We start from the raw sequence: 25,294 nt of genomic DNA on the forward strand, positions 1-25,294 counted from the left end.
CGGGATGGTGACCCAGTGGGCTGGCGCCTTTTGCGCGTTTGCGTGCGCTGGAGCCACAGGAGGGACCCATGGCTGTCTGGCGCGATTTCAGAGGAGCCCAGGAGATGACTGACGAACGAAAACGTCGACTCGGCGCAATCCAACTGCTCGATACGGCGTTGGACGAAGGTAGCTGGGTGTGCTGGGACGATCCTCCACTGGACGTTGCCCCAGCGGGGAGTGCGTATGCCGCGGAGCTCGCCGTCGCTCGGGAACGATCGGGTGCCGATGAGGCGATCGTGACCGGCGAGGGACGAATCCGAGGGCAGCGGGTCGCAGTGGTCGCCGGAGAGTTCCGGTTCCTCGCCGGATCGATCGGCGCCACCGCCGCTGAGCGCGTCGTGGCTGCGTTCGACCGTGCCAGGGTCGAGAGACTGCCGCTGTTCGCGGCCCCGGCTTCGGGTGGAACGCGAATGCAGGAGGGCACTCCGGCGTTCGTGGCCATGGTGAAGATCAGCGCCGCTTGCGCGGCGTTCAAGGAAGCAGGTATGCCGTACCTGGTGTACCTGCGGCATCCCACGACGGGCGGGGTGTTCGCGTCCTGGGGGTCACTGGGGCATGTCACGGTGGCGGAACCCGGCGCGATGGTCGGGTTTCTGGGCGCTCGGGTCTATGAGGCCCTGTACGGCCACCCTTTCCCGGAGGGTGTCCAGACCGCAGAGAACCTCTTCGAGCACGGGCTGATCGACGCAATCCTGCCGGCCGAGGCACTGGCTGAGGTCGCCGACCGCGCGCTGGCCGTGCTGTCCGGGCGGCCCAAGGAACCGGCCGATGTGCCCGAGGTTCCGAAGGAGCCGCTCGCGGACATCTCGGCCTGGGAGTCGATCACGCGGTCACGCCGCGAGGATCGGCCCGGTGTCCGTGCCCTGCTGCGGCTCGGCGCCACTGACGTCCTTCCACTGCACGGGACGGGTCAAGGTGAGTACGACCCGGGTTTGCTCATGGCGCTGGCGAGATTCGGCGGCGAGCCGTGCATCGTCCTCGGCCAGGATCGCGACCGGCAGACCCTCGACGAGCCGCTGTCGCCCAAAGGACTCCGTGTTGCCCGCCGCGGTATGAAACTCGCCCACGAGCTCAAGTTGCCGCTGGTGTCGGTGATTGACACAGCTGGCGCTGCCCTGTCCAAGGAGGCGGAGGAGGGCGGCCTCGCTGGTGAGATTGCCCGTTGCCTGGCCGAGCTGGTCACCCTCGACGCGCCCACCGTGTGCGTCCTACTCGGTCAGGGCACCGGCGGTGGTGCGCTGGCGATGATGCCCGCCGATCGTGTCATCGCTGCGCAGCACTCGTGGCTCTCGCCGCTTCCGCCCGAGGGCGCCTCGGCGATCCTCTACCGCGACACAAGCCATGCCCCCGAGCTCGCTGCTAGCCAGCGAGTGCGCTCGCTCGACCTGCTCGACGCTGGCATCGTTGACCGGATCGTCGCGGAGCATCCTGACGCCGCGGACGAGCCCCAGGACTTCTGCCGGCGGATGTCGCAGGTCATCCAGCATGAACTCGCGGAGCTCACCCTTGAGAACCCGGCCACTCGGCTGCAGGCTCGACTAGACAAGTACAGGCGCCTTGGCGGCGTTCCCACCGCCGCGGCGCTGGAGCACGTCGTCAGCCAAGGTCCTTCATGAAGGTTGTGATCGCCGCCGTCGGGGATGGAACAGCTTGGGGCGACTGTTGCGCCACGCCGTTCGCGCAGCGGGACGCCCAAAGGGTTGCCCGGACCTCGTCGCCGCGCTCGTTGCCCACGCCGCCGTCCTGATCAAGCGCTCGGGGCTTCAGCCCCGGCAGTCCGCACGAATGAAAGGAACACACATGCCCGAGCCCATTGAGGTCCGCAAGGTCCCGATCCACAACGTGTCCGACGCGAGTCAGCTGGCCAAGCTCATCGACGACGGGGTGATGGACGCCAGTCGGGTCATCGCCATCATCGGCAAGACCGAGGGCAACGGCGGCGTCAACGACTACACGCGCATCATCGCCGACCGTGCGTTCCGGGAGGTGCTGGTCGCCAAGGGCGCCCCGGCCGACCAGGTGAAGCAGGTCCCGATCGTGTGGTCCGGTGGCACCGACGGGATCATCAGCCCGCACGCGACCATCTTCGCGACCGTGCCGGCCGAGCAGGCGGAGCAGTCCGACGAGCCACGGCTGACGGTCGGGTTCGCGATGAGCGAGGCGATCCTGCCCGAGGAGATCGGCTACACGGGGATGATCAGCAAGGTCGCCGACGCCGTGAAGGTCGCGATGGAGCGGGCCGGGATCACCGACCCCGCGGACGTGCACTACGTGCAGACCAAGACGCCGCTGCTGACGATCCACACCATCCGCGACGCGGAGTCGCGCGGTCAGTCGGTCTGGACGCACCACACCCACGAGTCGATGGACCTGTCCAACGGCACGACCGGGCTCGGCGTCGCCGTGGCGCTCGGGGAGATCGAGATGCCCACCAACGAGGACGTGATGAACAACCGTTCGCTGTTCTCCGCCGTGGCGTCCTGCTCCTCGGGTGTCGAGCTCGACCAGGCCCAGGTGGTGGTGGTCGGCAACACCAAGGGCATCGGTGGCCGCTACCGCATCGGCCACTCGGTCATGCGCGACGCCCTCCACGCCGACGGCATCTGGTCGGCGATCAAGGACGCCGGCCTCGACCTGCCCGACCGGCCCCACACCGGCGACATCCAGGGCCGGCTGGTCAACGTGTTCCTCAAGTGCGAGGTCAGCCAGGACGGCGCAGTCCGCGGGCGACGCAACGCGATGCTCGACGACTCGGACGTGCACTGGCACCGCCAGATCAAGGCGACCGTCGGCGGGGTCGCCGCGTCGGTCACCGGCGACCCCGCCGTGTTCGTGTCGGTGTCCGCCGCCCACCAGGGCCCCGACGGCGGCGGCCCGGTGGCCGCGATCGTCGACCTCGGATCGGGCGACCCGACCGGCTACCAGGCGCCCAACTCCTGAGGATGAGGGTCTGAGTCCATTCCCGACGCTGGCTCCACGTGGAGCCAGCGTCGGGACCCGAAGAGAGCGGCAGCAGATGGACGATGAACTGTGGTGGCTGTCCGCCACCGAACAACGAAGCCTCCTGGGTAATGGGGGGCTGTCCGGCCGCGAACTCGTTGCCGGGCATCTGGCATGCGTCCAGCAAACCGATCCATTCGTCAACGCAATTGACCCGTCAAGAGGCAAGCGGGCGATGGCAGAGGCGTGCGGCGCCGACGACCGTTGGGCCCGCGGTGACGGCCTCGGTCTGCTGCACGGTCTGCCCTTGGTGGTGAAGGACACCCACGACACTGCTGTCGTGAGAACCTCGCACGGCTCTTGGCTCCCGCTCGACAGAGTGCCTGAGTTCGACGAACTCGTGGTCCAACGTGCGCGTCGTGCCGGCGGCATCGTCGTTGGAAGGGCGGTGGTTCCAGAGTGTGCCGCAGGCTCGCACACCAGTAACACCGTCTTTGGGGCGACCCGGAATCCATACCATGTGAGTCGAAACCAGGAGGGGCAGGGACCGGCTGGCGACGGACCCGTCGCGGCGATTGTCGACCTCGGCCCCGAGCCGTCCGGATACCGCTGGGAAGGACCCTGATGTCCGACCAGGAGCTCTGCTTCCGGCCGGCCACCGAGCTGGTGGCGCTGATGGTCCGCCGCGAGCTGTCCGCCCGAGAGCTCCTGACGGAGCACCTCGAGCAAATCGACCGGGTCAACCCGACGGTCAACGCAATCGTGACCCTGTCCGAGGAGCACGCTATGCGGCTTGCGGCGAGAGCCGATACAGCCATAGCGTCCGGCCGGCAGCTCGGGCCGCTCCACGGGTTGCCCGTGGCCCACAAGGACCTGACCGAGACCAAGGGCATCCGTACGACTTACGGTTCTCCGGTGCGGGCCGACTTCGTGCCCACTGTGGACTCCATCGTCGTCGAGCGGATGGTCGGTGCTGGTGCGGTGACCTTAGGGAAGACGAACACTCCTGAGTGGGGAACCGGGTCCCAGACGTTCAACCGGATCTTCGGAGCCACCCGCAACCCCTTCGACCCAACGAAGACCGCAGGCGGCAGCAGCGGCGGCGCGGCGGCTGCCCTCGCATCGGGCATGGTGCCGATCGCCGACGGGACGGACATGGGAGGCTCTCTGCGCAACCCGGCCAGCTTCTGCAACGTGGTCGGGCTGCGCCCCTCGGTCGGACGGGTGCCCATCTGGCCCTCCGCCGACCCGATGTTCACCCTCGCCGTGGCTGGGCCGATGGCGCGAACGGTTGGTGACGTCGCGCTGCAGATGCAGGTCCTGGCCGGGCCCGACCAGCGGTCGCCCCTGTCGCACGCCGTACCTCCTCAGCAGTTCGAGAAGCCGCTCGACCGTGATTTCTCGACGTCGGTCGTGGCCTTCAGCTTCGACCTCGGTCAGCTGCCCGTTGATGAGCGGGTCCGTCGCGCGATGGCACCCGCAGGGGAAGTGCTGGCTGCGCTGGGTGCGCGGGTGGTGGAGCGTGATCCTGAGCTGGCCGACGCGGAGGACGTGTTCCGGACCTGGCGGGCCTGGTACTACGCACTCACGCTCGGTGACCTGTACCGATCACAGCCAGACGCCTTCGGAAGCAGCGCGGCGTGGAACGTCCGGGCCGGCTTCGACCTGACGGCCGCGGACCTGGTTAGGGCCCAGCGAAAGCGGACCGCGCTCTACCAGTACATGCGCGAGTTCCTGACGGAGCACGATTTCCTCGTGACGCTCGTGTCGCAGGTGCCGCCCTTCGATGTGGAGTCTCCGTACCCCGCCGAAGTGGCGGGCGTTCGGTCCGAGACCTACCTCGACTGGATGCGGAGCAGCTACTTCATCTCGGCTACGGGGCTGCCTGCGGCGTCAGTGCCGTTCGCCTTCACCGAGGATGGCCTCCCGGTCGGCCTGCAGATCGTCGGCCGCCCCGGCGACGACTTCGGTGTGCTGCAGCTGGCGTATGCGATCGAGCAGGCAACGCAGACCGGGAGGAGGGCACCGGGGCTCGCAGTAACGGAGCCAGCGACCGGACCGGCTGTGGGAGACGGCTGATGGCCAGCCACGCCGGCCCGCTGGCGGGCACTCTTGTTGTCGATCTCTCGCGCGCACTCGCCGGGCCGCACGCGACGATGATGCTCGGAGACCTCGGCGCCAGGGTCATCAAGATCGAGGCACCATTGCGCGGGGATGACACCCGGGTATGGGGTCCGCCGTTCGTCGACCCGAGTGCGGGTCCGGCAGCGGCGGAGTCGACGTACTTCCTCTCCGTGAACCGCAACAAGGAGTCGGTGACTCTGGACCTCAAGGCGGTCGACGACCGAGAGGTGCTGCTTGAGCTGGTACGCCGAGCCGACGTACTGGTCGAGAATTTCCGCACCGGGGTCCTCGACCGGCTGAACCTGGGCTTCGAGACCCTGCACAGGCTTAACCCCCGACTGGTGATCCTGTCGATCACCGGATTCGGCCACGACGGACCGGAAGGCGGGCGCGCCGGCTACGACCAGATCGCGCAGGGCGAAGCCGGTCTGATGTCCATCACCGGCTCGGGGCCGGAGGATCCGCAGAAAGTTGGCACCCCGATCAGCGACCTACTCGCCGGGATGTACGGCGCGTACGGCGTGGTGTCCGCGTTGCTCCAACGGGAGGCGACCGGCGAGGGCCAGGTCGTCCGGACCTCCCTGCTCGCGGCAACGGTCGGTGTGCATGCGTTCCAGTCCACCCGGTGGACCATCGCCGGTGAGGTCGGCCGGGCCCAGGGCAACCACCATCCTTCGATTGCGCCCTACGGGCTGTTCCACTGCATGGACGGATTCGTGCAGATCGCCGTCGGCAGCGAGGGGCTATGGCGGACCTTTCGCTCAGCCTTCGACCTGGATGCGCATGACCTGCGCTTCGAGACCAACCCGCAGCGCGTTGCGAACCACGGGGCTCTCGTTCAGACTCTCGAGGAGGCGTTCTCCTCGTGGAAGGCTGCCGACCTTCTGCAGCGACTCGACGATGTCGGGATCCCGGCCGGCCGGGTGCGGTCCATCGACGAGGTCTACGAGTGGGAGCAGGTCAGGAGCCAGGGACTGCTCGTCGAGGTTGATCACGAGACCCTCGGGCCGATCACGCTGGCCGGGCCGCCGCTGCGGTTCTTCGGTACCGGCGGCAACGAGATCACCCGCCGCACGCATCTCGCCCCGCCTGTGCTCGATGCTGACGGGAACCAGATCCGTCGCTGGGTGGCACCGGCATGAAGGGGTCTGCGACGGAATCCCGCGTGACCTACTGACATGGGTGGCCACGGGATCCCTGGCACGAAGGGCATCACGCCAGACAGCATGTCTTCGGTGTATGGGGTGACGTCGCGGCTGCTGGTGCGGCGAATCGCCGACGGGCGTCGACCCGATCGCGCCGCCTTGGGAGTGCTGTCGGTCGTTTGCTGAATGGTGGTCGATCAATGTCCTGGAGTCGCTTGATTCCCACGGCAATGGAGGGGCGCGAGGCGATGCCTTCGCCGGGTTGGACAACGGCTCAGCCTACGGTGGTCCTGTGATCGACATGATCAGAGGCAGGCGTGATGATGGGCCATCGGTAATGCTTGCGGACCGCAAATAGCCCGCAACACGCCACGTTCTACCCAGGGTGATCAACCCCACCAACAATGCCAACGCGACGTTTCTGCAGGTCAGCACCCTGCCAACAGGACCCTCGCGCACCGCCATGACCCTGTGGCAATCCCGGCGTATTGACCGAAGTCCTACAAGTGCAGTTCCGCCGGGCGAGACGGCCTCGCCGCCTGCGCAGCTGCAGAGCTTTACACGGTCGACCTTCCGATCTTCAGACGCAAGCAGACGCGCAGGTCAGCGATGGGCTTTGGATTGGCGTGCAACATCTCGTGCACCATCGTGCACTTCAGAAGCTCTTGGGGAGCTTCGTCGCGTCTCCGTCCAGGGCCATATCGGAGAGTGCCTTGGCGATCTGCGCGTCCCTGCCCTCCACCGCGTGCATGTATCGCTGGGCTGCGGCAGTGGATGAGTGGCCAAGACGCTTCTTCAGGTCTACGAGGCTGGCGCCAGTAGCGGCCGCGAGACTCTGTCCTGTATGCCGGAGGTCGTGGAATGAGATGTCGACCCCGACCTTCGTTCGTGCGCGAACATATGCCTGATACACAGCGTTGCCTCGCACCCTTGTCCCGTAACGATCTACGAAGAAGAACTCGGTTCCGGCGAACTCCGTGGCGTGATGCTCCAGTATGGGCACGACGTGCGGGGGGATGGTGACTGTCCGCTTGCCGGCGTCGCTCTTGGGGTCCTTCTCGAATCGTGTTGGCTGCTCGAGCAGCTCGACGTAGTTCCGTCGCACGCGGACGACGCCCGCGTGTAGGTCGACGTCTTCGGTGCGCAGTGCGCAGATCTCGCCACGTCGCAGGCCGCACCAGGCCGCGAGCACCACGGCGGCCCGGAAACGTGGTGTGGTCTCCTCGACGAGCTGAGCGATCTGGGCCGGCGTGGCGATCTTCCTCTCGGGGCTTCGCTGGGCTCCGGCACCAGCGATCTGACAGGGGTTCCGCAGGATCGCGCCGTCCTGAACCGCAACGTTCAGGACCGACCTCATGAGCCGGTAGGACTGGCTGATGGACGTTCTCCCTCCATTCCCGCGCAACGCTTTTGCATGCCAGGCCCGTACGGCTGGAGGGGTGATGGTGATGATGGGCATGTCCAGGAGCTCGGCCATGTGGAGGCGCATGTTGCGGCGGCACGTCTCCGCCCACCGCAGACCAACTCGCGGGTTCTCCTCCAGGTAGGCCTCGCAGCATTCGCGAAGGGTTCGCCGACCCAGCCCTTCGTCCGCCATCCAGTGCCCGCGCTTGATCTCGCGCTCAATGCGGTCGAGGTAGCGCGCGGCATCGGCCTCGGTCCTGTAGGTCTCTGGTGCTGTATGACGCCTGCCGTCAGGCTCGATGTACGACGCTTGGAACCTTCCGGAGGGCAGTCGCCGGATCAGGCCGAATCGGCGACGAGGCATCAGTGAACGCCGACGCCCGAGGTGACGGCGTTGACTGTGCCCGCGTCCACGAACGCCTCGAGTTCCCGTTCTGGGATGCGGACGTGCCTTCCCACGCGAACAAATCGGATTCGACGCTCGGCGATCAGTCGGCGTGGGAACCGCACGCCGGTTCCCAAGATGTCCGCGGCCTGTTCGACCGTCAGCAACTTGTCCATCACCTCACCCGCCCGTGCCTGAAGGTTCCACACCGTCGATGAAATCCCGAAGCTTGTGAGTGACCACGAAGACTCTTCCACCCAGGTGACGGGTCGGTAGGTCACCTGCTGCAGCGAAGCGGTATGCGCTGGCTCTGCTGAGGCCGAGGATGTTGGCAGCCTTGGGTACCGAGATGAGTGCTGGTAGCTGCTCCAGGTCCATCATGCTGTTCTCCATGTGAGTGTCACGAGGTTCGTCTTGTAGACGCCCTTGTCGCTTCCCTGTCACTCCGTCTACCGCGGAGTCGATACACCATCTGGATGGAATGGGCACGACCGTCGACGCCGCGCCCTACAGCTCAGGGGCAAGACCGAGGGAGGTCGTCACCGCGGGAGCGCTCGTCCATCGAGGCTGCATCTGCAACTCGGGAGTGACGGTGCGGACAGCCGTGGCCGCCGCCTCTGCGGCCTCGTGGGCAGCCGACCTCAGACCTTCGACCTCCTGCGCGACCACGGGAACGAACCGGCCCAGCTGTCTTGCCTGAAGTCGGTGCGCCGCGCTGGGCAGGATCCTGGCGGGGGCGTAGAGAAGCTCCGATCTCGTGAGCGAATCAGGGAGATGTCGTGCTTCGTGCGTGATGTCGGCAATCTCGCCCAATGTATTGGCCAGCTCGTTGCAGCCGGCAATCCGCTTACCGGCTGTGAGGTCGCACTCGGACCCTGCGTCGACCAACCTCTCGTCGAGCACCTCCAAGACGCCGTGGACATTCCGGGTGGCTGAAGCGAACTCCCGTCCGGGCTTCACGGCTGTTGTCACGTTGCCCCACTGCTCTTGGAGCCCACGCTGGCTAACGGCAGCCTCCCGGAGGCAGTCCTGGGCATTGTGATGCTCGACCGTCCCCGCCTGATTGGAGCCAAGCATCCTCGCGGACACGGCGTAGATGTGCAGGCTCTGATTGGCGATGGCTCGAAGCGAGTCTGCGCTGGGGATGCCGCGCCGGACCTCGGCGCGCGCGCATTCAGCCCACGAGCGAAGGGCAGACTGTAGCTCGTCGTTGAGGCCGGGGCGCGTCGGCCCGGCGATGAAACTCGCGACGCGGCTGAGACTGTCGCTCTCGACTCGCTGGCTCAGCTGGTCCAAGGAGCGCTCGGCGTACTTGGCCAGCTCGAGGGCCTGGTCCGCGGTCGCAATCGGAAGGCGCGACACAGAGTCACGAGCTGCCACCACCGTGACGGTCAGGAGCCTGGCCATGACAGGGCTGAGCTGCGCGTCCGTGCCCAGAGGATCGTCTTGCACGCCGAAACTCTGGCGTTGCCGGTGCAGGGTGATCAGGTCCGCGGTGGCTCCCAACATGGTGCTCAGGCGATCCAGCGGGTGGGTACTTGTCGCATTGGCGGGCACGACTTTCGCCGCGTCGAAGAGGTCCGCGGCCCTGATCACGTATGCGCCCGTGTCGAGGACCCCAGGGAGCTCCGATCGGTGCAGACGCCCTAGCACGGTGTCGACCCCGACTCCGAGCTGTGTGGCCGCCTCCCTCACCGTGTACCTGGTCTCGGGCGCGGCGAACTGTGGCGCTCTCGGGAGGTTGCGCGCTATCTCGCGTGGGCGCCAGGCGGTTCTGTCGCTGAGTCGGCGGCCAACCAGTAAGGGATTGGCCAGTTCACGCATCAGCCGATGAGTGGTGGCCTCGAATGTGGTCCATTGCTCGGTGGTCGTGGGTTGGTCGGAGAAACGGAGGCCCCGGGCCAGGGACTCGGCACGGGCGATGAGATCAGGGAGCGTCGTGACGGTCATCGCGCCGCGTCCTTCGATGCGATCCCGGCGCGAAAGGCTTTCAGGTCGCCGATCCACTCAAGGACATCGGGAACCTGAGCCAGGTCGACCGTGTCGAGGAGGGCGAGGGCCGTGTCGAGGTGCTCAGCTACGTCTAGGTCGTCTGGTTCCGCGGCGGCGCGAATCGAAGGGTCGAGGCATCCCCTGATGAGGTGCAGCTGGCCAGCCAACGGGAGCCAGGGCGAGAACACGTGGCCGCCGGCTCGCCGTTCCAACTGGCCGGCCGCCACGTCTATGTGGACACAGGCACGCGCGATGACAACCGATACGGGTTGCGCGTCAACGTGGTCTGATTCGATGCGACTGGGCATGCGAACTCCTTCTTCGTCAGGTGTGCCGAGAATGTGACTGGGACTTCGACCATCGACCCGCGAGGTCTCCATCGCGCCGTCAACTCAGAGATCTGGGGACAACTGCGGCGGCCTCATGTCCGGGACGGCCGTGAGCCGCGTCGTTGGGCCGCGCAGACGAGCGCTACTGATGAAGCCCTCGAGGACCGGTCCAAACGTGGCTTCGTGATTCCAGCCCCGGACGGTCATCTCGTGCGATGCCTGAGTCACGAAGTCATGCAAGTCGTGACCAGTGAGATCCTTACCAATCGCAGCAAGGATCTTGATCGCTTCCCGAGGGGCACGCGGGTCGCCTTCGAGGAACAGCCTCACCAGGTCTCGAGCGGGGACCCGCGGACACACCTCATCAGGATCGCTGCGGCGGTCGGTTCGTGGATCGAATGCGACGAGCCCGGCGGTGCCGTGTTCTGAGAGCCAGTCCGCAGGGTCGATCCCCTCGGGCAGCTTCACCGTCAGCGCAGGTCTCCCGGCGTCGAGGCACAGGGCCCTGAGCCAGCGATCCGTTCCCTCGCGCCCTGCACGGTCCCCGTCAAGGGCGATGACAGGGGGAGATGGGTGCAACGCGATCACGGACTCTGCTTGCGACGCGGACACGGTCACCCCGCTGGCCGTGCAGGGAGCAAACAAGTGGGTATGTCGGGCGGCCGCCGCCGCGGCGACTGCCAGCGCATCCAGTGGTCCCTCCACGATGACGACCGTCGCGTCAGCGGACAGGGGGCGGCTCAACGGCGTGTAAAGCGCCGCGCCCTTGTCAAAGATCGGCGTACGGCGAGGGTTGAGGTACTTGGGAATCTCGGCTCGGCCCGTCGTGTCGCGCCCGATGAACCCATCGATGCGCGTCCCCTGCGACCGCACCGGCACAACCAGTCGGTCGCGGTAGGTGTCGATGTGGCCGCCGGATCTGGTGGGGCGGGCGAGGTCGAGTTCCTCGAGCTCGGCGATCGAGACTCCCCGGGCGACGAGGTATGTCGTGAGTCCCGTCCAGCGGTTCCCCGTGTGGCCAGCAACTGGCTCGCCAGCTCGACGGGCGAGCGCGCGTACCTCGATGCCGCGCGTGCCCAGGTAATGCGTGGCTCGGGCCTCGCGGGCAGGAGCGGTGAAGTACTCCCACGCCATCCGATTCACTGCGTGAGCTCGGGCTGTCCCCGTTACGAAGGCAGGTCGCGTTGATCCGGACGCTGCCCGGTGAGCAGTCGCAGCGGTCGGCGATGCTGGTGACCGTCCTTCCAGTCGTTCGACCGCCTGCACGAAGGAGATGCCGTGCAGCTGTTGGACGAAGTCGATTACGTCGCCATGGGCTCCGCAGCCGAAGCAGTGGAATCGGTCGGAGACCCCGCCGACGGACAGGGAGGGTCGGCTGTCCTCGTGGAAGGGACAACATCCAATGAAGCCCGCACCCTGTCGACGGAGTTCAACTCCGCTGTCCGCAACGACCTGCTCGATTGGGTGGGAGCGACGCATCGCGTCGAGGTCCCACCTGGCCGTGGTGCTCACAGCTCCGGGCCAGCGCCGGGCGCGTCCGCCGACGGACCAATCTGCAGGGTGACCAGCCGGGCGAACTCGGCGGCGGACATGTGGATGTCCGAGTCCAGGGCCCTGCGGAAGGCAGACTCGACAGCGGCCGTGGGGACGTCGAGCCCGATGAGCGCGTACTCGTCCCATGTTGCGTCGTAGGCGTAGAGGGCGCCCGTTGGCGCCTCCTCGATCCTGCGGTGCGAGATGCGCTGGTCGCTTCCTGGCCCCCACCGCATGCCGTAGTCGTGATCGGTCCCCGGGGTCGCGGCATACAAGGCCTTGAAGGCGTGGGCGCCGAGCCAGTCGAGCTCAGGAGCCATCTGGCTCAAGCGGTGGGGTACGTCTGTCGATGCCAACTGAGCGAGCTTCGGGACCTCGACGCACCCCTCCTCGAGGGCGCGCCCGAGGCGGTCGGACACCTCCAAGACGGCAGTGCCGTGGTTCAGGCAGGTCAATTGGGCAGCGGACTGCAGGTAGGCGTTCCTCTGGCCGAGGCGGTACCAGTAGTCGACGTCGTCAGCGCGATCGACGTTCTGGTGTGCACGCACAGCGAGGTGAAGAAGGATCTCCACTGCCGCCCGAGCGTTGAGGGTGGCGGCCGCCCACGAAGGCGGAACTGTGTTGGGGTGGCTGGGATGCAGACTCATCACCGAGTTGCCTTTCGCGGCCGCGCGGGCCCGTCCCGCGCTGTGATCCGGCTACGGGTCCACCGGTACAGAGTCAGCGCCGTCACCGTCGCCGGGATCCAGTTCGCCGGACAGGATCGTCCAGCGCCTTCTGGTGTCAGCGTCGACGAACGCCGACCAGGCCTCGTCATTCACGACCAACGCCTGGGTGGGCGGCGTCCGGTGCTCGTGGATCGAGCACTGTGTCTTGGCGCTCAACTCGACGAGTCGGTGCTCGGCCTCTCTAACGGCACGTACAAAGTCCAGCGATCCGGTTGGTGACGCGTTGGGGTCAAAGGAGATCCGCTCGAAGTCGTGCAGTGCGGACAGGGTTTCGACAATCGAGTTGTGGCGGTACCAGCACGGGGGGATCGTCCTGGTGTCGAAGTCGTAGCGGCCCGCCAAAGCCTCCACCCACGCGCGAAGCTCCGCCCAAGCAGACGGCGCGACATCGGGGAGCAGCGATGGCCAATGAACTGGGCCTGGGCCCTGCTCAGTCGGATCTGCTGGCACGCTGGATCAACGTCTCGAGTCGCCGGCGCGCGGCCTGGAGGTCCGTGGCATCGGCTCGCTGGTTCCAAGGCCGCATGCTCAACACGATCGGCCTCGCTGATCGGTAGATGAGGACAGCCGTGCCGAATGGCAGCATCCTGAGTTGAGAGGAGTCGAGGATTGGCACCTTTCGCGTCGACGAGCTCCGCGACCTGCGCCCATCTGTTCCCGTGGACTCGCTGAACTGCCGTTCGTCCCGTTGGCCGATCAGACGGGAGAGGTCATCAAGATCTCTCGCGTTGGAGCCGCCACCGAGGATGACCTTCAGAATGGCGGCGTCCCAGATCGCCGAGGCCTCGTGCTCTCCCCAGACCGCGCGGGCCTGGGCGAGGGACTGCAGGACGACAGTGGTGGAGACGCCGGTGCCTCCACCTTCGGACATCAGCGAGGTCAGCGACGGCAAGGGGTAGTTTGCCGCCTCGTCCAGGATCATGGACAGAGGCGGGTCGATCCGCGCTCCTGGGGAGCGTGCTGCCATTCTTCTTGCGACCTCGGCCACATCCTCGACGAAGGCCCCCACGATCCCAGCCGTCGCGGACGCACCCGTCGATGTGCCGACCAGGAAGACGGTGCCACGCCTACGCAGGAAGACTTCCGGGTCGAAGTGCTCGCCCGGGCCTGGGGTGAGCGCGTTGAGCACCCGAGGGTCCGCGAGTGACGAGAACGCGATCGACACCATGGCCCATACGGAGTCTCGCTGTCGCTGGTCCGCGGTCACGATCGACTCCAGTGCCTGGTGCCAAGAGGTGGCCGCACGGGGATCCGACGCCAGGATCATGACCGCCTCGTGGGCCTGAAGCGCAGAGAGGGACCAGCGGCAGAGATCTGCCGCCCCCAGCCGAGCCAACGCCGCCGCATGAAGGAGACACCGCACGGCCTGCTCCGCCGACGCCTGCCAGAAGTTCGCGTCCGTGGTGCCAGAGGCCGCACCGGATGTCAGCGCCTTCGCTCTCACCATGGCCACGTGCGGATCCTCACAGCCACGTACCGGGGACCACCGCGTCGCCGAGTCGATCCCGGGCGCAAGTCCCTGGGGATCGAAAACGGCCACGGGTCCCACCTTTGCCCTGGCCTCGAGGCAAGCCGTGAGGTTGTCTGGACGGGTCGAGGTGGTGATGACCCCTCCGGGCGCATCGAGGATCGCGTTGATGACCAGGTGCAGTCCCTTACCCGATCGCGGAGGGCCGAGGACCACGATCGAATCCTCAACAGTGGCAAAGCATGTCACCCCACGCGCTTCCCCTAGGGCATGCCCCAGGTCTTCGATGCGGGGCGCAGTCAGGCCGGGCCGCAACTGTCCCGCGCGGGCCTTGAGAGCGCGACGCCCGGCGACCGTGTCCGTCTCAGCTCGAGACGCCAGGCCCTCGGCGTGCCTTGGATCCTCTTTGCCGTCGGCGTTGGTGTGTAAGAGCCGCCAGATCGCCGCGAGCATGACGGCAAGGACGGCGAGGACTAGCCCCACGCACGCCCAATACAGCCCCGTAGGGCCGACGACGTCACCCCAGGCGGCCGACGGATGGCCGGCTGCCGAGCCCACCACCCGGATGACCGCTTCGAGACTGAGCGGAGGTGGCTGACGGCGCCGGACTATGGCACTGAGGGCAGCGCCAAGCCACAGGACCACGACAAGCGCACCCACGCTGAGGGTCGCTAGGGCGAGGAGCCTGTCGGAGTTTCCGAGGGTCGCACGACGTGAAGAGGTAGTGGACATGGGTGGTCACCGACGTCCCGGAGYAGGCATGGGTTGCCCCATCCGAGAACTTGTATCGAAGAGTTCCAATTCGCCGTCCGAGACCAGGTGACGAATTATGAAGGCCCTCTGGCCCACTCGCCAAAGTCCTTCCCCTCGTTGAAGTTCGGGCAGTTCGTTGCGCTCTGTCACCGAGAGGCCAAGGACCGATGCTGTCCGCGGCGCCTCCGAGGTCTCCTGCTGGTAGATGATCTTTGTCGAGCAGTCGGCGAGCAGGCCGCGGGCCAGGGCTCGCGACTCGGAGTCCTCGCTGCCGACCGCCTCGAGATCGGACAGTCGGTGGATGATCATGAGGTTGGCGATACCGAGGCCTCGTGACAGCTTCCACTGCGACTGCATCCGGCTCAGCAGCGCGGGCTGCCTGATCAGGCGCCAGGCTTCGTCGTAGATGACCCAGCGCTGGCCACCGAGAGGGTCAGACAGGGCGGCTTCCATCCATGCGGACGCGCAGGCCATCACCATGGCAATGAGCTGGTCGGAGCCGGAGATTCGCGAGAGGTCAAGAGTCACCATCGGCAGGCTCGGGTCGAAGCGGACGGTCGACTCACCGTCGAACAGCCCAGCCAGGTCGCCGGAGACAAGCCGACGCAGGGCATGCCCGATGTCGCGACCGTCGGTGAGGAGCTGCTCAACTGTCGCGCCCGCCTCTCCCTGCGTTGGGTCAAAGAGCGCCTCCACCACCGCGGGCAGGGTGGGGGCGTTGGTGCCATCGACGACCGTTCTCAGTGCGTGGTCCAAAGCGGTGTGCTCGACGGCCACCATCGGTCTGTTAAGAGCGGACTCGACAAGCGCGCCGAGAAGAGCCCGACGACGAGTGGCCACGAGAGCGCGCCATCCCGCGTCTCCCACGCCCGAGGGGCGAGGCCCTTCGTCCAGAGGGTTGAGGCGGTTGCCGGTGCCGTTGCCGAGCTGAATGGCAACACCGCCCACGGCCTGCGCGACCACTGTCCATTCGCCCTTGGGGTCGCCCGGCACGTAGACCTTGCGGCCGGTGGCGATCGAACGCGTTGCCAGGGACTTGGCCAGCATGGACTTGCCGCGACCGACGACCCCGGCCAGGAGGCAGTTGGGGTTGGTGAGTGTCCCCTCCTGGTAGAGCACCCAAGGGTCGAAGCAGAAGCCACCGCCAGACCAGGCGTCCTGTCCCACGAACGTGCCCTCACTGCCGAGGCCGCCTTCGGCGAGGAAGGGATAGGCGCCCGCGAGGACCTCAGACGTAGCCCGGTGCGCGGGCAGCTTGAGGTGCTTGTGCGATCGCAATGACTCGGACAAAGTCTCACCGTTCTGGCCGAGGATCTCGGCGCTCGTCCTGTCCTTTCCACGTCGCGATCCTTGGGAGCGCGCACGACCGCGTCGCCTTGCCTGCTTTTCCATCTCGCGTGCTTTGCGAGACTGGATACGCCTCTCGCGCCTCGAATGGCGGGGCGGGGTGAAAAAGGTCGCTGCGTGGACGCGGTGTCGGCTGGACATTTCAGTGGACCTTTCGTGCGAGGGGTAGGGCAGCCGTCGCGAACGCTCGAGCCTGTTGTCCAACGAGGAGTCGGGTCTCGCACAGTGCTTGGGTTGCGGCTCGCTGCACCTGGCTGACGGCGACATCGAGTTCGTCCTTGGTTGGTGCGGTGACTGCGATCAGTCCGGTGAATTTCATGTCGGCGTGGCCGCTGATCAGGGCCCTTTCGCGTTCGTTCACATCGGCGAGCTCTTGTGCATCGGCAAGGTCCTCGATGAAGCCGATACGCGCCTTCTGGGCCGAGTCGGTGGCGTACTCGACCTTTGCCTTGCGGATGTCGCGCAGGGCAGCAGCGGTCGACAGCGGGGTCGCCGTGATCGAGATCGTCTTGCGAACTCCGGGAGCAAAGACCAGGGCGTGAAGGAAATGCGGAGGCACGTCGATGCGCGGCCACTCGCTGATCCAGAGCACGGTCGAGAACCCGGTGTCGTGGCGAAGGTGGTCCCAGTGCTCCTCGACCGCAATTGGCCCCGCCGTCGACGGATTCCTTCCGACTTCCGTGCCCGCGACGGCGTCCCAACCTGAGGGGTCGTACGCGCTGCGAAGCACTCCCGCCAGTTCCGAGGGACCCAGCCACCCGGCAAGCCGCAGCTCCGCTGCCCGAAGGCTCGAGTCGAATGCGTTCATGTCCTGGGCGAGCACGGCAGCGGCCCCTCTGACGCCCCGGCCAGCATCCCTCACTGCTTTGCCGGCTCGCTTCATGTCCAACGAGAATGCGACGAGGGTGCGGTGCGTTGACGCGGCCGGCGCCTTTCTCGCCATCAGTTCGTCGTACTGAGCGGCAGCCCAACGGGAGCCGCCATGGCTTCGGTGGCTTTCCCACCAGTCGCACATGCCCTTGCCGCTGTCCGGCCGAGTTGTCTCGAGAATCTGGATCCGCGCGCATGATCCGGAGGACGCCAACCCGCCGAGGGCGCGGCCCCAGCCGTGGACCCGATGAGCTTGCTCGTCCGGGGAGAGGAGGACGTATGCCGGATGGGTCACCTGAGCGACCGCAGTCAGGGTGCGCTCGTGCGGGTCATGCACCATCACTGCCCCGGTACCCGGGTCCTCCAACCAGCGCAGGGCAGCTGCATCGCCTGGGAGGGCAAGCGTTCCGGCCGGGCGGGGCGCTCCCGGCCGCGCGGCATACGTCGTCTGTCGCTCGACGCGACGGGCCAGGTAGTGCGCTGCGGTGGGCGCCGTCTCGGCGGCAGGCCGACCTGCCCACGGAACGAAGGCCGCCCCGAGCACGGTCGCCCAAACGGTGGCGGTGGACAGAACTCCGAGGAACCCGCCGATCAGCAGCGAAGGGACGAATACGAGCGCGCTGCCGGCGATGCAGAAGACTCGGATGCCTGAGAAGCCGAGGAAGAGCCCTCGGGAGGGGAGGCGCCCAAAGCGCACGGATCTCGTTGGTGAGGAAGCAATGTCAGTCACGATTTCTCCTGAACTCGGCGGTCACTGAGGCTTGGGCCGGTCCGGCCACTGGGTTGGCTCGCTCGGGGAGGCCTTCTGGACGCTGTCGACTGCCTTGTTGGTGGCGCTCTTCGCCCCCATCGCTGCGCCGGTCGCTACCGCTGCGGTCAAGACCACAGGGTTGGCTGYACCCGTCGCAGTCGTCGCCCCCTTGACGAGCTGGGCGTTCTGCCTGGCGTTCGCGCTCTGTGACCCAGGAGGCCGCCCCTTCTCGGTCAGGGCGCCACCTCCCTGCGATCCATTGGAGGCGGTGGGAGATCGCTGGAACTTGCCGGCCGTATGGTGCGCCTGGGTGTGCAACTTGTTGACCTTTTGAGGGGCGGCAAGGGCTACGCGGGCGCCACTGGGTGCCTGTGCGGCGACCGCGTGAGCGGAGTGCAGGCTGTCGCCGGCGAAGTGGAACATCTTGATCGCCACCCAGGGAGCGAAGCCACCCATGAGGAGGATCAGGGCACCGGTCGCTACCTGCGTCAGTTCCTGCCCCGCGCCGGAGTGCGAGGCAAGGCCGGCTCCCTCGGTGACAGACACCCCGATCATCAGAATGACGACGAGCAGCAGCTTGGAGGCGATCATGGCCGCCATGAACTCGACCCACTTGCGCACCCAGCCGCGAGTGATGTCGGCGGTCGCCCCAGAGAAGGCCAAGGGTGTGAGCACGGCCGCGATGATGATCATCATCTTTCGGACCATCATCGCGCCCCAGACAACGACGACCGCAGCAAGCACGACGAGAGAGAACAGGAGGACGAGGGCCGGGTTGTTGATGCTGGCCAGGTTGGCAATCGCGAGCCGAGCCCCGAGGCCAGAAGCGTTGGTGTCCATGGCGTAACGAACGACGCCGTCGCTGAGGGAGTCAACTGCGGCCAGAAGAACGCGGGTCGCCGTGAGGGCGAAGGCCGAAGCCACCAGTGAGATGAAGAGGCCATGCAGCGCGCGGCCGAGCCCACCGGGCTCGCGGCGGAGCACCGATGTGATGATCTGGATGAGGAAGAGTCCGAGGCTGAGGACAACGGCGATCGCCGACGTGGCCATGAGGTCGGTCCTGAGGTGCGCGGAGTCGAGGTTGACCGTTGTCGCGGTGTCGATCTCCTTCCAGAGCCAGTTCGTCGCCTCATTCGCTGCCTTGCTGAACCAGGCGGCAATGTTGGCGAAGGCGTCGTTGCTCGCTTGCTCTGCGAGGTCCCTGACCCGACAGGCGGGGTTGAGGGCGTTCGGGCCGGTGCAGCTCATTTCAGCCCACCCGAGTGGACGTGTAGTTGACCAACGCGACGAGGCCGTACCCGGCGCGGCTCGGGGGACCCTCGAGGTTGAGCAGGACGCTCACGCTGTACGTCGCGGTCTGTCCGGCTCCGTTGTTCACGGTGACGTCCGCGTCGACCTGACGGGCCGTGATGCCGGGATCGGTGATCTCGCCGTTGGCCACCGCCATGCTCCACTCGTAGGGCTCCGACACCTTGACGATCGAGGCGGTCGAGCTCGCGCCCCTCTGGGCTAGCGACCCCCAGCTGTCCGAGGATGGAATGGGTGCCGGGCCGTTGACGTCGTCCTGAACCGATGCAACCCCGAGCCGCGACCGGAGCGCCGGAGGCACAAGTCCGACGACAAGGGGCTCGCTCGTGGTGGCCGTCTCGGACTGGATCCAACGAAGAAACTCGACCCGGGGCCGTCGGTAGTCCTGGGTCAACAGCCGCTGCACGAACTCAGCGGCGTACAGGTCCGGCTGCCGCTTGGCAGTGTCGGAGACAGGAGGATAGTCGGACGATGTGGCGCCGGTGAGAGGGACTACTGAGGCAATCCGCGCCAGCGCGATGTCCAGGTCGGACTCCGCACGGGGCGCAGCCGAGGGAGTCGCACGGTTCTGCATAGCAGTGCGCGGCGCTGGCTGAACCCCCACGTCCGACGGTGGCCGTGGCGTCGAGCCGTCCGCAATGAATAGACCCGCGCACGCAAGCAGGGCTGCGGTGGCGAACAGTCCAACTATCGCGACGAAGCGGTAGCGGTGGATCGGGAGCCGAGGAGTCATGACAGCTGGCTGCCCTGTGCGTTGAAGAAGTTCACGAGGAAGGTGGCACCGCCGACGAGGAAGGAAGCGGCGAGCGCGACGAGAACGCCTGATTTGCCCTTGCCTGCGACGTGGGGGTTGCCCGAGTGGGCTCCGATGGCCCAGGCGATCGCGGAGATCGCGATCCCTGCGACGGAAGCCACGAGCCCGAAGGTCAGGAGCGCGCCCACGATGTTCTCGAGGGCGGCAATGCCCGGCAGCCCTGAGCGGTTCGGCTTGATGTCGATGTAAGGGAACATGGTTGTCCTTCGCTGTCGTGACCGAAGTGGTAGTTCTCTGCCGAAGTGGTAACCGCTGGGCGGGTACACCATGAGTTGCGGGAGACGGCTCGTCCCGATCAGGCAATGTGCCGCAGCGCGGAGACGCCGCCACGCGTCAGGGACGCGTACGTCACGACCTTCACGACATCGCCGGTCTTCGGCGCCTGAACCACCAATCCGTGGCCGATGTACATACCCACGTGGCCCGGCGCGCTGATGGTTCCGTCGGAGCCGGGGATGAGGACAAGGTCCCCAGGGGCGAGCCGGCCCTCTGTGACCGGGGTACCCTCGTGCATCTGCGTGTATGTCGTGCGCGTCAGGCGTCGACCACCGGAAGCCCACGCGGCGACCATGAGACTTGAGCAGTCGTATGCCGCAGGCCCGTTCGCGCCGTACACGTACGGCTTTCCAAGCTCCGTGAGGGCGAAGGCGACAGCCGCAGCGGCGGCGGCCGATGTCTCAGCGGGAATCGCGTAGTCCTTCGGGAGGCCATGTCGTCCGAGGCTGCCCGCGGCGGGGGAGCCAGTAACGGAGCCGCCACAGTTCTCGCGCCGCGCGTCGATCTCGACCTGGTCGGCTATGCGCCGTGCGAGGGGGAGCTGAGAGCGATAGTTCGAGCCGTCGGCGAAGGCTGACACCTGGACCGCCTGCGCGACCTCCCACGGGAGGCGGCGCTGCCAATTGCGCTGTGCGAGGAGACGATCGAGGAAGAGGTTGGTTGACGCGGTCGGGTCCATCCGCTGGCTCGCCCGACCCCATGATCGACGTTGCTGGAAGATCCCGAGGGAGTCATGGTCTGATCCCACTCCGTCATGTGCGTATGCCGCACCCTCCGGAACGTGGGGGTTGGCCAGTACCCGCAGGCCCGACTCCGCGAGCCCCGACATGACGGCTATGACGGCGGCGTCATGACCGCCTCGGGCAGCGGCTGTTGCGGCCACCACTCGCGCGTTGGCTGCGGAGGCGGCTGAGAGTCCCGTGATGGTCCCTGTGGTTGAGCAGAGTGACCCGGCCAGGGTGCCGCGCTGCGGCGGGATCTCGCTGCTGACGCTGACGAGGGCGATGCCGCCGGTGGCGCCCATCAGTGACGTGACGGTTGCAACGGCCACCAAGAGTGGGGAGAAGGTCATGGTCGGACTAGCCGAGATCGGATACACGATCGGCCGGTGGTCGCCTGCCGCCGTCCCTCATTCACCAGCCGCCACGGTCTGACGCAGCGCGGCCAACTGCCGTGCCTGCCGCAACACGTAGCGCCGTTCCCCTGAAGTCAAGGCAGAGTCCGTCGCGAATAGCAGGAGAAGGCCCCGCCACCCCGACGTCGATCCGGCCATGAGCCTGTGCACGATCCGCCGCTGGGCGGGGGAGTAGCCCAGCGCCTCGAGCATCGTGTGGGTTACGGCCCGCGAGTTGGGGCCGGCCTTGCTCGTCGAAACCGTCAACATGGGATCCGCCGCTCCGGCGGCTTTGGCCGCGTCGATGCGTGACACGAGCACTTCAAACGCGGCCTGAATATGGCTCGGGTCCAAGGGATCCCAGATGTCCTGGTGCCGGCACCAGGCTTCGAAAGTCATCATCACGCGACCTCGCTATCAACGAAGTTGACGGGCTCGCCGGCGACGACGCCAGTCATCCCGTGCAGGGCATCCTCTTGTGCCCTTCTTGCTGACCCGTGCTTGCCGCGAACAGCGACACCGCGAAGCATGCGGAAGAGCTCGACCTTGTCCAACTCGCGTGCTTCGCGTTCGTGCTCACCGAGCCAGGACATGGCAGCCAGGAGTTCGTCCTGACGGGCGTCCTCGCCCCCAACCTCCTGCGGGGTCAGTGATCCCATGGGGCAGGCGACTGCACGACCGCGTGTGCAGATTGAATCCTGGACGACCAGCCAGAGGCTGTCGCGTTCGGAACTGGGCCACCGCAATGGTGGTGTGGCCTCGAGTGCTCGCTGGAGAGCTGTGGCGGCGTTGTCGGTTGCATTCGTGGATCTCATAACCCCTCCATCTAGAGATTAAAACACTGAGATAGTGAGTGAAACTATTACGCAAGGCTAGAGTTTGGATATGACATTGTGGATAACTGAGGCGAAGCGCTGGGCTCTGGGATAGAGCCTCTGTCTGCCCTTGACCCCCTATCCTTGGCGGGTGGCCAGAGATGAGGTCGAAGAGCTGACACTGCTGGTGTCCCGAGAGGTCAGAGCGTGGATGGCCCGTCGTGATGTCAAGCAGGAAGCGTTGGCGAAGGCTCTTGGGATCACGCAGCCCTCCCTCTCAATGCGGCTCCGGGGGCGGACGCGATGGACGGTCCAGGACTTGGCGACCGTCTCCCGAGTCCTCGACGTTCCGGTGTCCGACCTTCTGTCCACGCTGGATCGCTGACTCTGCCTGCCGGACAACGCGCTCGACGGGGCGTCCCCGTCGGCGGTGGCAGAGCGCGTCGAGGTCCTGAAGGCTCATCGCGCTCAGTCTGTTGGCGTCCGTCTCAAGGATTTCGGCCAAGGTCGCAATGAATTGCTTGGGATCCTTCGGCATCGCTCCTCCTCCCTGCTGGCTGTTTGGACAGCCTGCGGCGGGGGAGACGCCTTGCTACGCAATGGAGTACTACCCGCACAAAAGTGCGGGTGGCTTCCTGGCGGCGACTTGGCCCAAGCGGGCCGCGGGATCGGCTCGCCCAGGGGGATGGGGGCGCAGAGGCCGGACCTGCGCATGAGTGAGCGCGTCCCTTGGCCCACCTTTGGCGCGTCCCCGAGCTGCTGCCTACCGCCCACAAAGACGCGGCTGAGTAGGTCACAGACCTAGTCGGTTAGCGGTGACTCCCTCGATCCGATTCGCGCCGTGCTGATTCCGAACCACAGAGCGACCATCCAGGTGGCGCTCGACCGGCGCGTAGGTTGTTGCCGTCGGGCGCGGTCTTGCATTGGCGAGACTGCGCCGGTACGGCAGTCGTCCCGCTCAGTAGTCCGTTCCGGGCAACGGCACGGTCAGCGGGCCCAGTCGGGCGCTGTACTGCGCCGATGCCATGATCCGGTCGACATCACCGTTGAAGCGCCCGACACCCTCGGCGATGCACACAAGCATGGTCTCCAGGGACCGGACGGGCTGCGTCCACTTCAGCAGGACGTCCGGGCCGAGGGCATCGCGCATCATTTCGACCTGGGAGAAGCCGGTTCGCTGTCCGCGCCAGGATCCGCCTTGCACCATCGACACCCCGACCTCGCTCGCCTGCCGGCATGCCAGCGTGATGTGTTCCGGCGCGAGCTGTTCGGTATCGAGGATGACCCGCACCCGGACGTCGCGCTGCGTCATGGCCGCCACCAGTGCGGCGGTCTGGCGGGTGAACGCGACTCCGCCGCCCTCCATCCGTGCCTGGGTGGCCACGAGCGCGACCTCGCTGGCTCCTTGTGCGGCGAGCGCATTGGCCTCTTCGAGCATGGTTGGCGTGTCGAGGGCCGCCGAGTCCGGAAGGTTCCAGCCGACCGCGGTGACCACCGGGACACCGGTACCGTCGAGGTTTCTGGCTGCCTCGGCTACGCGTTCGGGACGGCAGATGACCGCTGCGAAACCGTCGCGGACGGCATTGGCGCAGCCGCGCCTGATCGCATCCGGGGTGGGCGGCAGGGCGTACAGGCGATGCTCCAGGTGGGCCGCCACGTCCGCCACGCTCAGTTGGCGACGGGCCAGCTTCCTTGCCTGGATAGCCTCGGTCAATCCGCTCATTAGCTGTCCCCTCGCACCAGAACCCCCGGCCACGTCGTCCACCGAACCCCGGGCCTGCTTCACGATGCTTCGCACAGTAGCCGTGAACCGACGCAAACGGGGTATTACCGACACAAGGACTGAGTTCGGACGGGCCCGTACGCCCAGGTGGCTCTGGGCCGTGACCTGCACTGTCGCGCAGCCAACCGGGTCAGAAGGCGATTCAGGCGTAGCCTCGCCTCAGGACGTTTCGCAAGGTTGACCGTGTGGGGCGGCGGCCCCTCCGGAGGGAGCGGCTACGTCAAAGCGAGGAGCCACCGAGGGCACCGGGGTGCGGGATGCGGCTGTCGAATCTCGACCGGGGAACCTTCGGGGCACCCATGATGGGTACCGGCACGAAGCGTTCTTCTGGGACGGCGACGCGCAGTTCGTGGCCGGGACCGTCCCGTTCATCAGGGAGGGTCTGGCGGCCGAACAGGCCGTGATGGTCGCGGTCACACCGGCCCGCATCGCGGTGCTGCGCGACGCGCTGGACGCTGAAGGAGCCGGGGTCGAGTTCGTCGACATGACTCAGCTCGGTGCGAACCCGGCACGAATCATCCCGGCGTGGCGACGATTCACTGACGACCACCGTGGGCAACCGGTGCGCGGCATAGGCGAGCCGATCTGGCATGGCCGCCGCCTCGCCGAGCTCGCCGAGTGCCAGATGCACGAGGCGCTGCTCAACATGGCCGTCGAGGCGGACACCCCGCTGTGGCTGATGTGCCCGTACGACACCGCGACGCTGCCGCAGGACGTGGTCGCGGAGGCGCACCGCTCCCACCCCGTGGTCGTAGACGTCGAGACGCACCGCGGCAGCACCACCTATGGCGGAGCCCACCATCTGGGGAAGATGTTCAAGACCGACCTGCCGCAGGTCCAGGTCGTGGTCTCCCACCGCGCCTTCGATGGCGACGACTACGCCGCGGTCCGCGCCGACGTCAGAGCGCACGCAGTCTCTGCGGGCCTGACCGTCGCGCGGACCGCCGACCTTGTCCTGGGCGTCCACGAGGTGGCCATGAACAGTGTCAGGCACGGTCGCGGAGCTAATGAGCTACGCATCTGGGAACAGGACCGCTCGTTGGTCTGCGAGGTGCGCGGAGGTGGTCGCATCGCCGACCCGCTGGTCGGACGCCGTCAGCCGCTGCCCGCGGACGAGCACGGCCGCGGACTGTGGATGGCCAACCAGCTGTGCGACCTGGTTCAGGTCCGCTCCGGTAAGGCCGGCACCACCGTCCGTATCCACACCTGGCTGTAGTCGATTCGCCGCGAGAACGACTTCAACGGGCCCCACGCACTTGACGAGCGCACCTGTTCACGGGCCCGAACTCAGCTCTGGCGCTTCCACGCGAGACTCTGCGATGTCCGGGAGAGGGTGCAATGGCCATTCCCGCTGGAATTCGTCAGCCGGGGGT

The 25,294-nt window shown here is 66.8% G+C and carries 25 protein-coding genes and 2 pseudogenes; 7 read left to right on the top strand and 20 right to left on the bottom strand.

Features of this window, described 5'->3' with window-relative positions; translation table 11 throughout:
- The first annotated feature begins 104 nt into the window (after window positions 1-104).
- The 5 genes from AC1DXJ_RS11565 to AC1DXJ_RS11585 all read left to right on the top strand — a co-directional run bounded on the left by AC1DXJ_RS11565 (window position 105) and on the right by AC1DXJ_RS11585 (window position 6,248).
- Window positions 105-1,658, top strand: a complete 1,554-nt coding sequence (locus AC1DXJ_RS11565; protein ID WP_477636998.1) for a carboxyl transferase domain-containing protein — start codon at window positions 105-107, stop codon at window positions 1,656-1,658.
- A gap of 184 nt (window positions 1,659-1,842) precedes the next feature.
- Window positions 1,843-2,982, top strand: coding sequence for a barbiturase (gene bar, locus AC1DXJ_RS11570; protein ID WP_477636999.1), 1,140 nt, complete (start codon window positions 1,843-1,845; stop codon window positions 2,980-2,982).
- A gap of 76 nt (window positions 2,983-3,058) precedes the next feature.
- Complete coding sequence (locus AC1DXJ_RS11575; protein ID WP_477637000.1) at window positions 3,059-3,607, top strand: amidase family protein; 549 nt, start codon at window positions 3,059-3,061, stop codon at window positions 3,605-3,607.
- A complete protein-coding gene (locus AC1DXJ_RS11580) occupies window positions 3,607-5,061 on the top strand; it encodes an amidase (RefSeq protein WP_477637001.1) in 1,455 nt (484 codons plus the stop codon). Before AC1DXJ_RS11575 ends, AC1DXJ_RS11580 begins: the two co-directional genes overlap by 1 nt.
- A complete protein-coding gene (locus AC1DXJ_RS11585) occupies window positions 5,061-6,248 on the top strand; it encodes a CaiB/BaiF CoA transferase family protein (RefSeq protein WP_477637002.1) in 1,188 nt (395 codons plus the stop codon). Before AC1DXJ_RS11580 ends, AC1DXJ_RS11585 begins: the two co-directional genes overlap by 1 nt.
- Before the next feature lie 658 nt (window positions 6,249-6,906).
- Here the strand turns inward: AC1DXJ_RS11585 and AC1DXJ_RS11590 are convergent.
- From AC1DXJ_RS11590 to AC1DXJ_RS11680, 19 genes and pseudogenes are all read right to left on the bottom strand, one after another.
- The gene (locus tag AC1DXJ_RS11590) at window positions 6,907-7,728 is read right to left on the bottom strand and encodes a site-specific integrase (RefSeq protein ID WP_477637096.1); all 822 of its coding nucleotides are present in this window, start codon (window positions 7,726-7,728) and stop codon (window positions 6,907-6,909) included.
- 141 nt (window positions 7,729-7,869) lie between these two features.
- Window positions 7,870-8,019: pseudogene (locus AC1DXJ_RS11595) on the bottom strand (tyrosine-type recombinase/integrase); the annotation flags it as partial.
- Entirely contained in the window at window positions 8,019-8,321 is a 303-nt protein-coding gene (locus AC1DXJ_RS11600; RefSeq protein ID WP_477637003.1) for a helix-turn-helix domain-containing protein, read from the bottom strand. The gene AC1DXJ_RS11600 and the pseudogene AC1DXJ_RS11595, both read right to left, overlap by 1 nt.
- Window positions 8,221-8,433, bottom strand: a complete 213-nt coding sequence (locus AC1DXJ_RS11605; protein ID WP_477637004.1) for a helix-turn-helix transcriptional regulator — start codon at window positions 8,431-8,433, stop codon at window positions 8,221-8,223. Before AC1DXJ_RS11605 ends, AC1DXJ_RS11600 begins: the two co-directional genes overlap by 101 nt.
- A 114-nt stretch (window positions 8,434-8,547) precedes the next feature.
- Window positions 8,548-9,864: a MerR family transcriptional regulator gene (locus AC1DXJ_RS11610; RefSeq protein WP_477637005.1), complete on the bottom strand. Its 1,317-nt coding sequence runs from the start codon at window positions 9,862-9,864 to the stop codon at window positions 8,548-8,550.
- 122 nt (window positions 9,865-9,986) lie between these two features.
- Window positions 9,987-10,340 carry a hypothetical protein gene (locus AC1DXJ_RS11615; protein WP_477637006.1) on the bottom strand — a complete coding sequence of 118 codons (354 nt, stop codon included), beginning with the start codon at window positions 10,338-10,340 and terminating at the stop codon, window positions 9,987-9,989.
- A gap of 84 nt (window positions 10,341-10,424) precedes the next feature.
- Window positions 10,425-11,495, bottom strand: coding sequence for a toprim domain-containing protein (locus tag AC1DXJ_RS11620; RefSeq protein ID WP_477637097.1), 1,071 nt, complete (start codon window positions 11,493-11,495; stop codon window positions 10,425-10,427).
- Window positions 11,496-11,615: 120 nt separating this feature from the next.
- Window positions 11,616-11,840 (bottom strand): annotated as a pseudogene (locus tag AC1DXJ_RS11625) (CHC2 zinc finger domain-containing protein); the annotation flags it as partial.
- A 29-nt stretch (window positions 11,841-11,869) separates the two neighbouring features.
- Complete coding sequence (locus AC1DXJ_RS11630; protein WP_477637007.1) at window positions 11,870-12,541, bottom strand: hypothetical protein; 672 nt, start codon at window positions 12,539-12,541, stop codon at window positions 11,870-11,872.
- Window positions 12,542-12,592: 51 nt separating this feature from the next.
- Window positions 12,593-12,973, bottom strand: coding sequence for a hypothetical protein (locus tag AC1DXJ_RS11635; RefSeq protein WP_477637008.1), 381 nt, complete (start codon window positions 12,971-12,973; stop codon window positions 12,593-12,595).
- A 79-nt stretch (window positions 12,974-13,052) separates the two neighbouring features.
- Window positions 13,053-14,750: a type IV secretory system conjugative DNA transfer family protein gene (locus AC1DXJ_RS11640; protein WP_477637009.1), complete on the bottom strand. Its 1,698-nt coding sequence runs from the start codon at window positions 14,748-14,750 to the stop codon at window positions 13,053-13,055.
- Window positions 14,751-14,828: 78 nt separating this feature from the next.
- Window positions 14,829-16,133, bottom strand: coding sequence for an ATP-binding protein (locus AC1DXJ_RS11645; protein ID WP_477637010.1), 1,305 nt, complete (start codon window positions 16,131-16,133; stop codon window positions 14,829-14,831).
- 199 nt (window positions 16,134-16,332) lie between these two features.
- Entirely contained in the window at window positions 16,333-17,790 is a 1,458-nt protein-coding gene (locus AC1DXJ_RS11650; RefSeq protein WP_477637011.1) for an SCO6880 family protein, read from the bottom strand.
- Between the two features lie 21 nt (window positions 17,791-17,811).
- The gene (locus tag AC1DXJ_RS11655) at window positions 17,812-19,059 is read right to left on the bottom strand and encodes a hypothetical protein (protein ID WP_477637012.1); all 1,248 of its coding nucleotides are present in this window, start codon (window positions 19,057-19,059) and stop codon (window positions 17,812-17,814) included.
- 1 nt (window position 19,060) lies between these two features.
- Window positions 19,061-19,693, bottom strand: a complete 633-nt coding sequence (locus tag AC1DXJ_RS11660) for a hypothetical protein (RefSeq protein ID WP_477637013.1) — start codon at window positions 19,691-19,693, stop codon at window positions 19,061-19,063.
- A gap of 155 nt (window positions 19,694-19,848) precedes the next feature.
- The gene (locus tag AC1DXJ_RS11665) at window positions 19,849-20,130 is read right to left on the bottom strand and encodes a DUF6112 family protein (protein WP_477637014.1); all 282 of its coding nucleotides are present in this window, start codon (window positions 20,128-20,130) and stop codon (window positions 19,849-19,851) included.
- Window positions 20,131-20,228: 98 nt separating this feature from the next.
- The gene (locus AC1DXJ_RS11670) at window positions 20,229-21,281 is read right to left on the bottom strand and encodes a C40 family peptidase (RefSeq protein ID WP_477637015.1); all 1,053 of its coding nucleotides are present in this window, start codon (window positions 21,279-21,281) and stop codon (window positions 20,229-20,231) included.
- Between the two features lie 57 nt (window positions 21,282-21,338).
- Complete coding sequence (locus AC1DXJ_RS11675) at window positions 21,339-21,728, bottom strand: hypothetical protein (protein ID WP_477637016.1); 390 nt, start codon at window positions 21,726-21,728, stop codon at window positions 21,339-21,341.
- Complete coding sequence (locus AC1DXJ_RS11680) at window positions 21,725-21,982, bottom strand: hypothetical protein (RefSeq protein WP_477615720.1); 258 nt, start codon at window positions 21,980-21,982, stop codon at window positions 21,725-21,727. The genes AC1DXJ_RS11675 and AC1DXJ_RS11680 overlap by 4 nt, the downstream gene beginning before the upstream one ends.
- 307 nt (window positions 21,983-22,289) lie before the next feature.
- On the opposite strand from AC1DXJ_RS11680, the gene AC1DXJ_RS11685 reads away from it, so the two are divergent.
- Window positions 22,290-22,523 carry a helix-turn-helix domain-containing protein gene (locus AC1DXJ_RS11685; RefSeq protein WP_477637017.1) on the top strand — a complete coding sequence of 78 codons (234 nt, stop codon included), beginning with the start codon at window positions 22,290-22,292 and terminating at the stop codon, window positions 22,521-22,523.
- 573 nt (window positions 22,524-23,096) lie between these two features.
- Here AC1DXJ_RS11685 and AC1DXJ_RS11690 read toward each other — a convergent pair.
- Window positions 23,097-23,861: a hypothetical protein gene (locus tag AC1DXJ_RS11690; protein WP_477637018.1), complete on the bottom strand. Its 765-nt coding sequence runs from the start codon at window positions 23,859-23,861 to the stop codon at window positions 23,097-23,099.
- A gap of 310 nt (window positions 23,862-24,171) precedes the next feature.
- Here AC1DXJ_RS11690 and AC1DXJ_RS11695 point away from each other — a divergent pair, with 310 nt between their 5' ends.
- Entirely contained in the window at window positions 24,172-25,137 is a 966-nt protein-coding gene (locus AC1DXJ_RS11695) for an anti-sigma factor RsbA family regulatory protein (RefSeq protein ID WP_477637019.1), read from the top strand.
- Window positions 25,138-25,294 lie beyond the last annotated feature (157 nt).

The sequence above is a fragment of the Pedococcus sp. P2_D9 genome, from assembly GCF_056404275.1.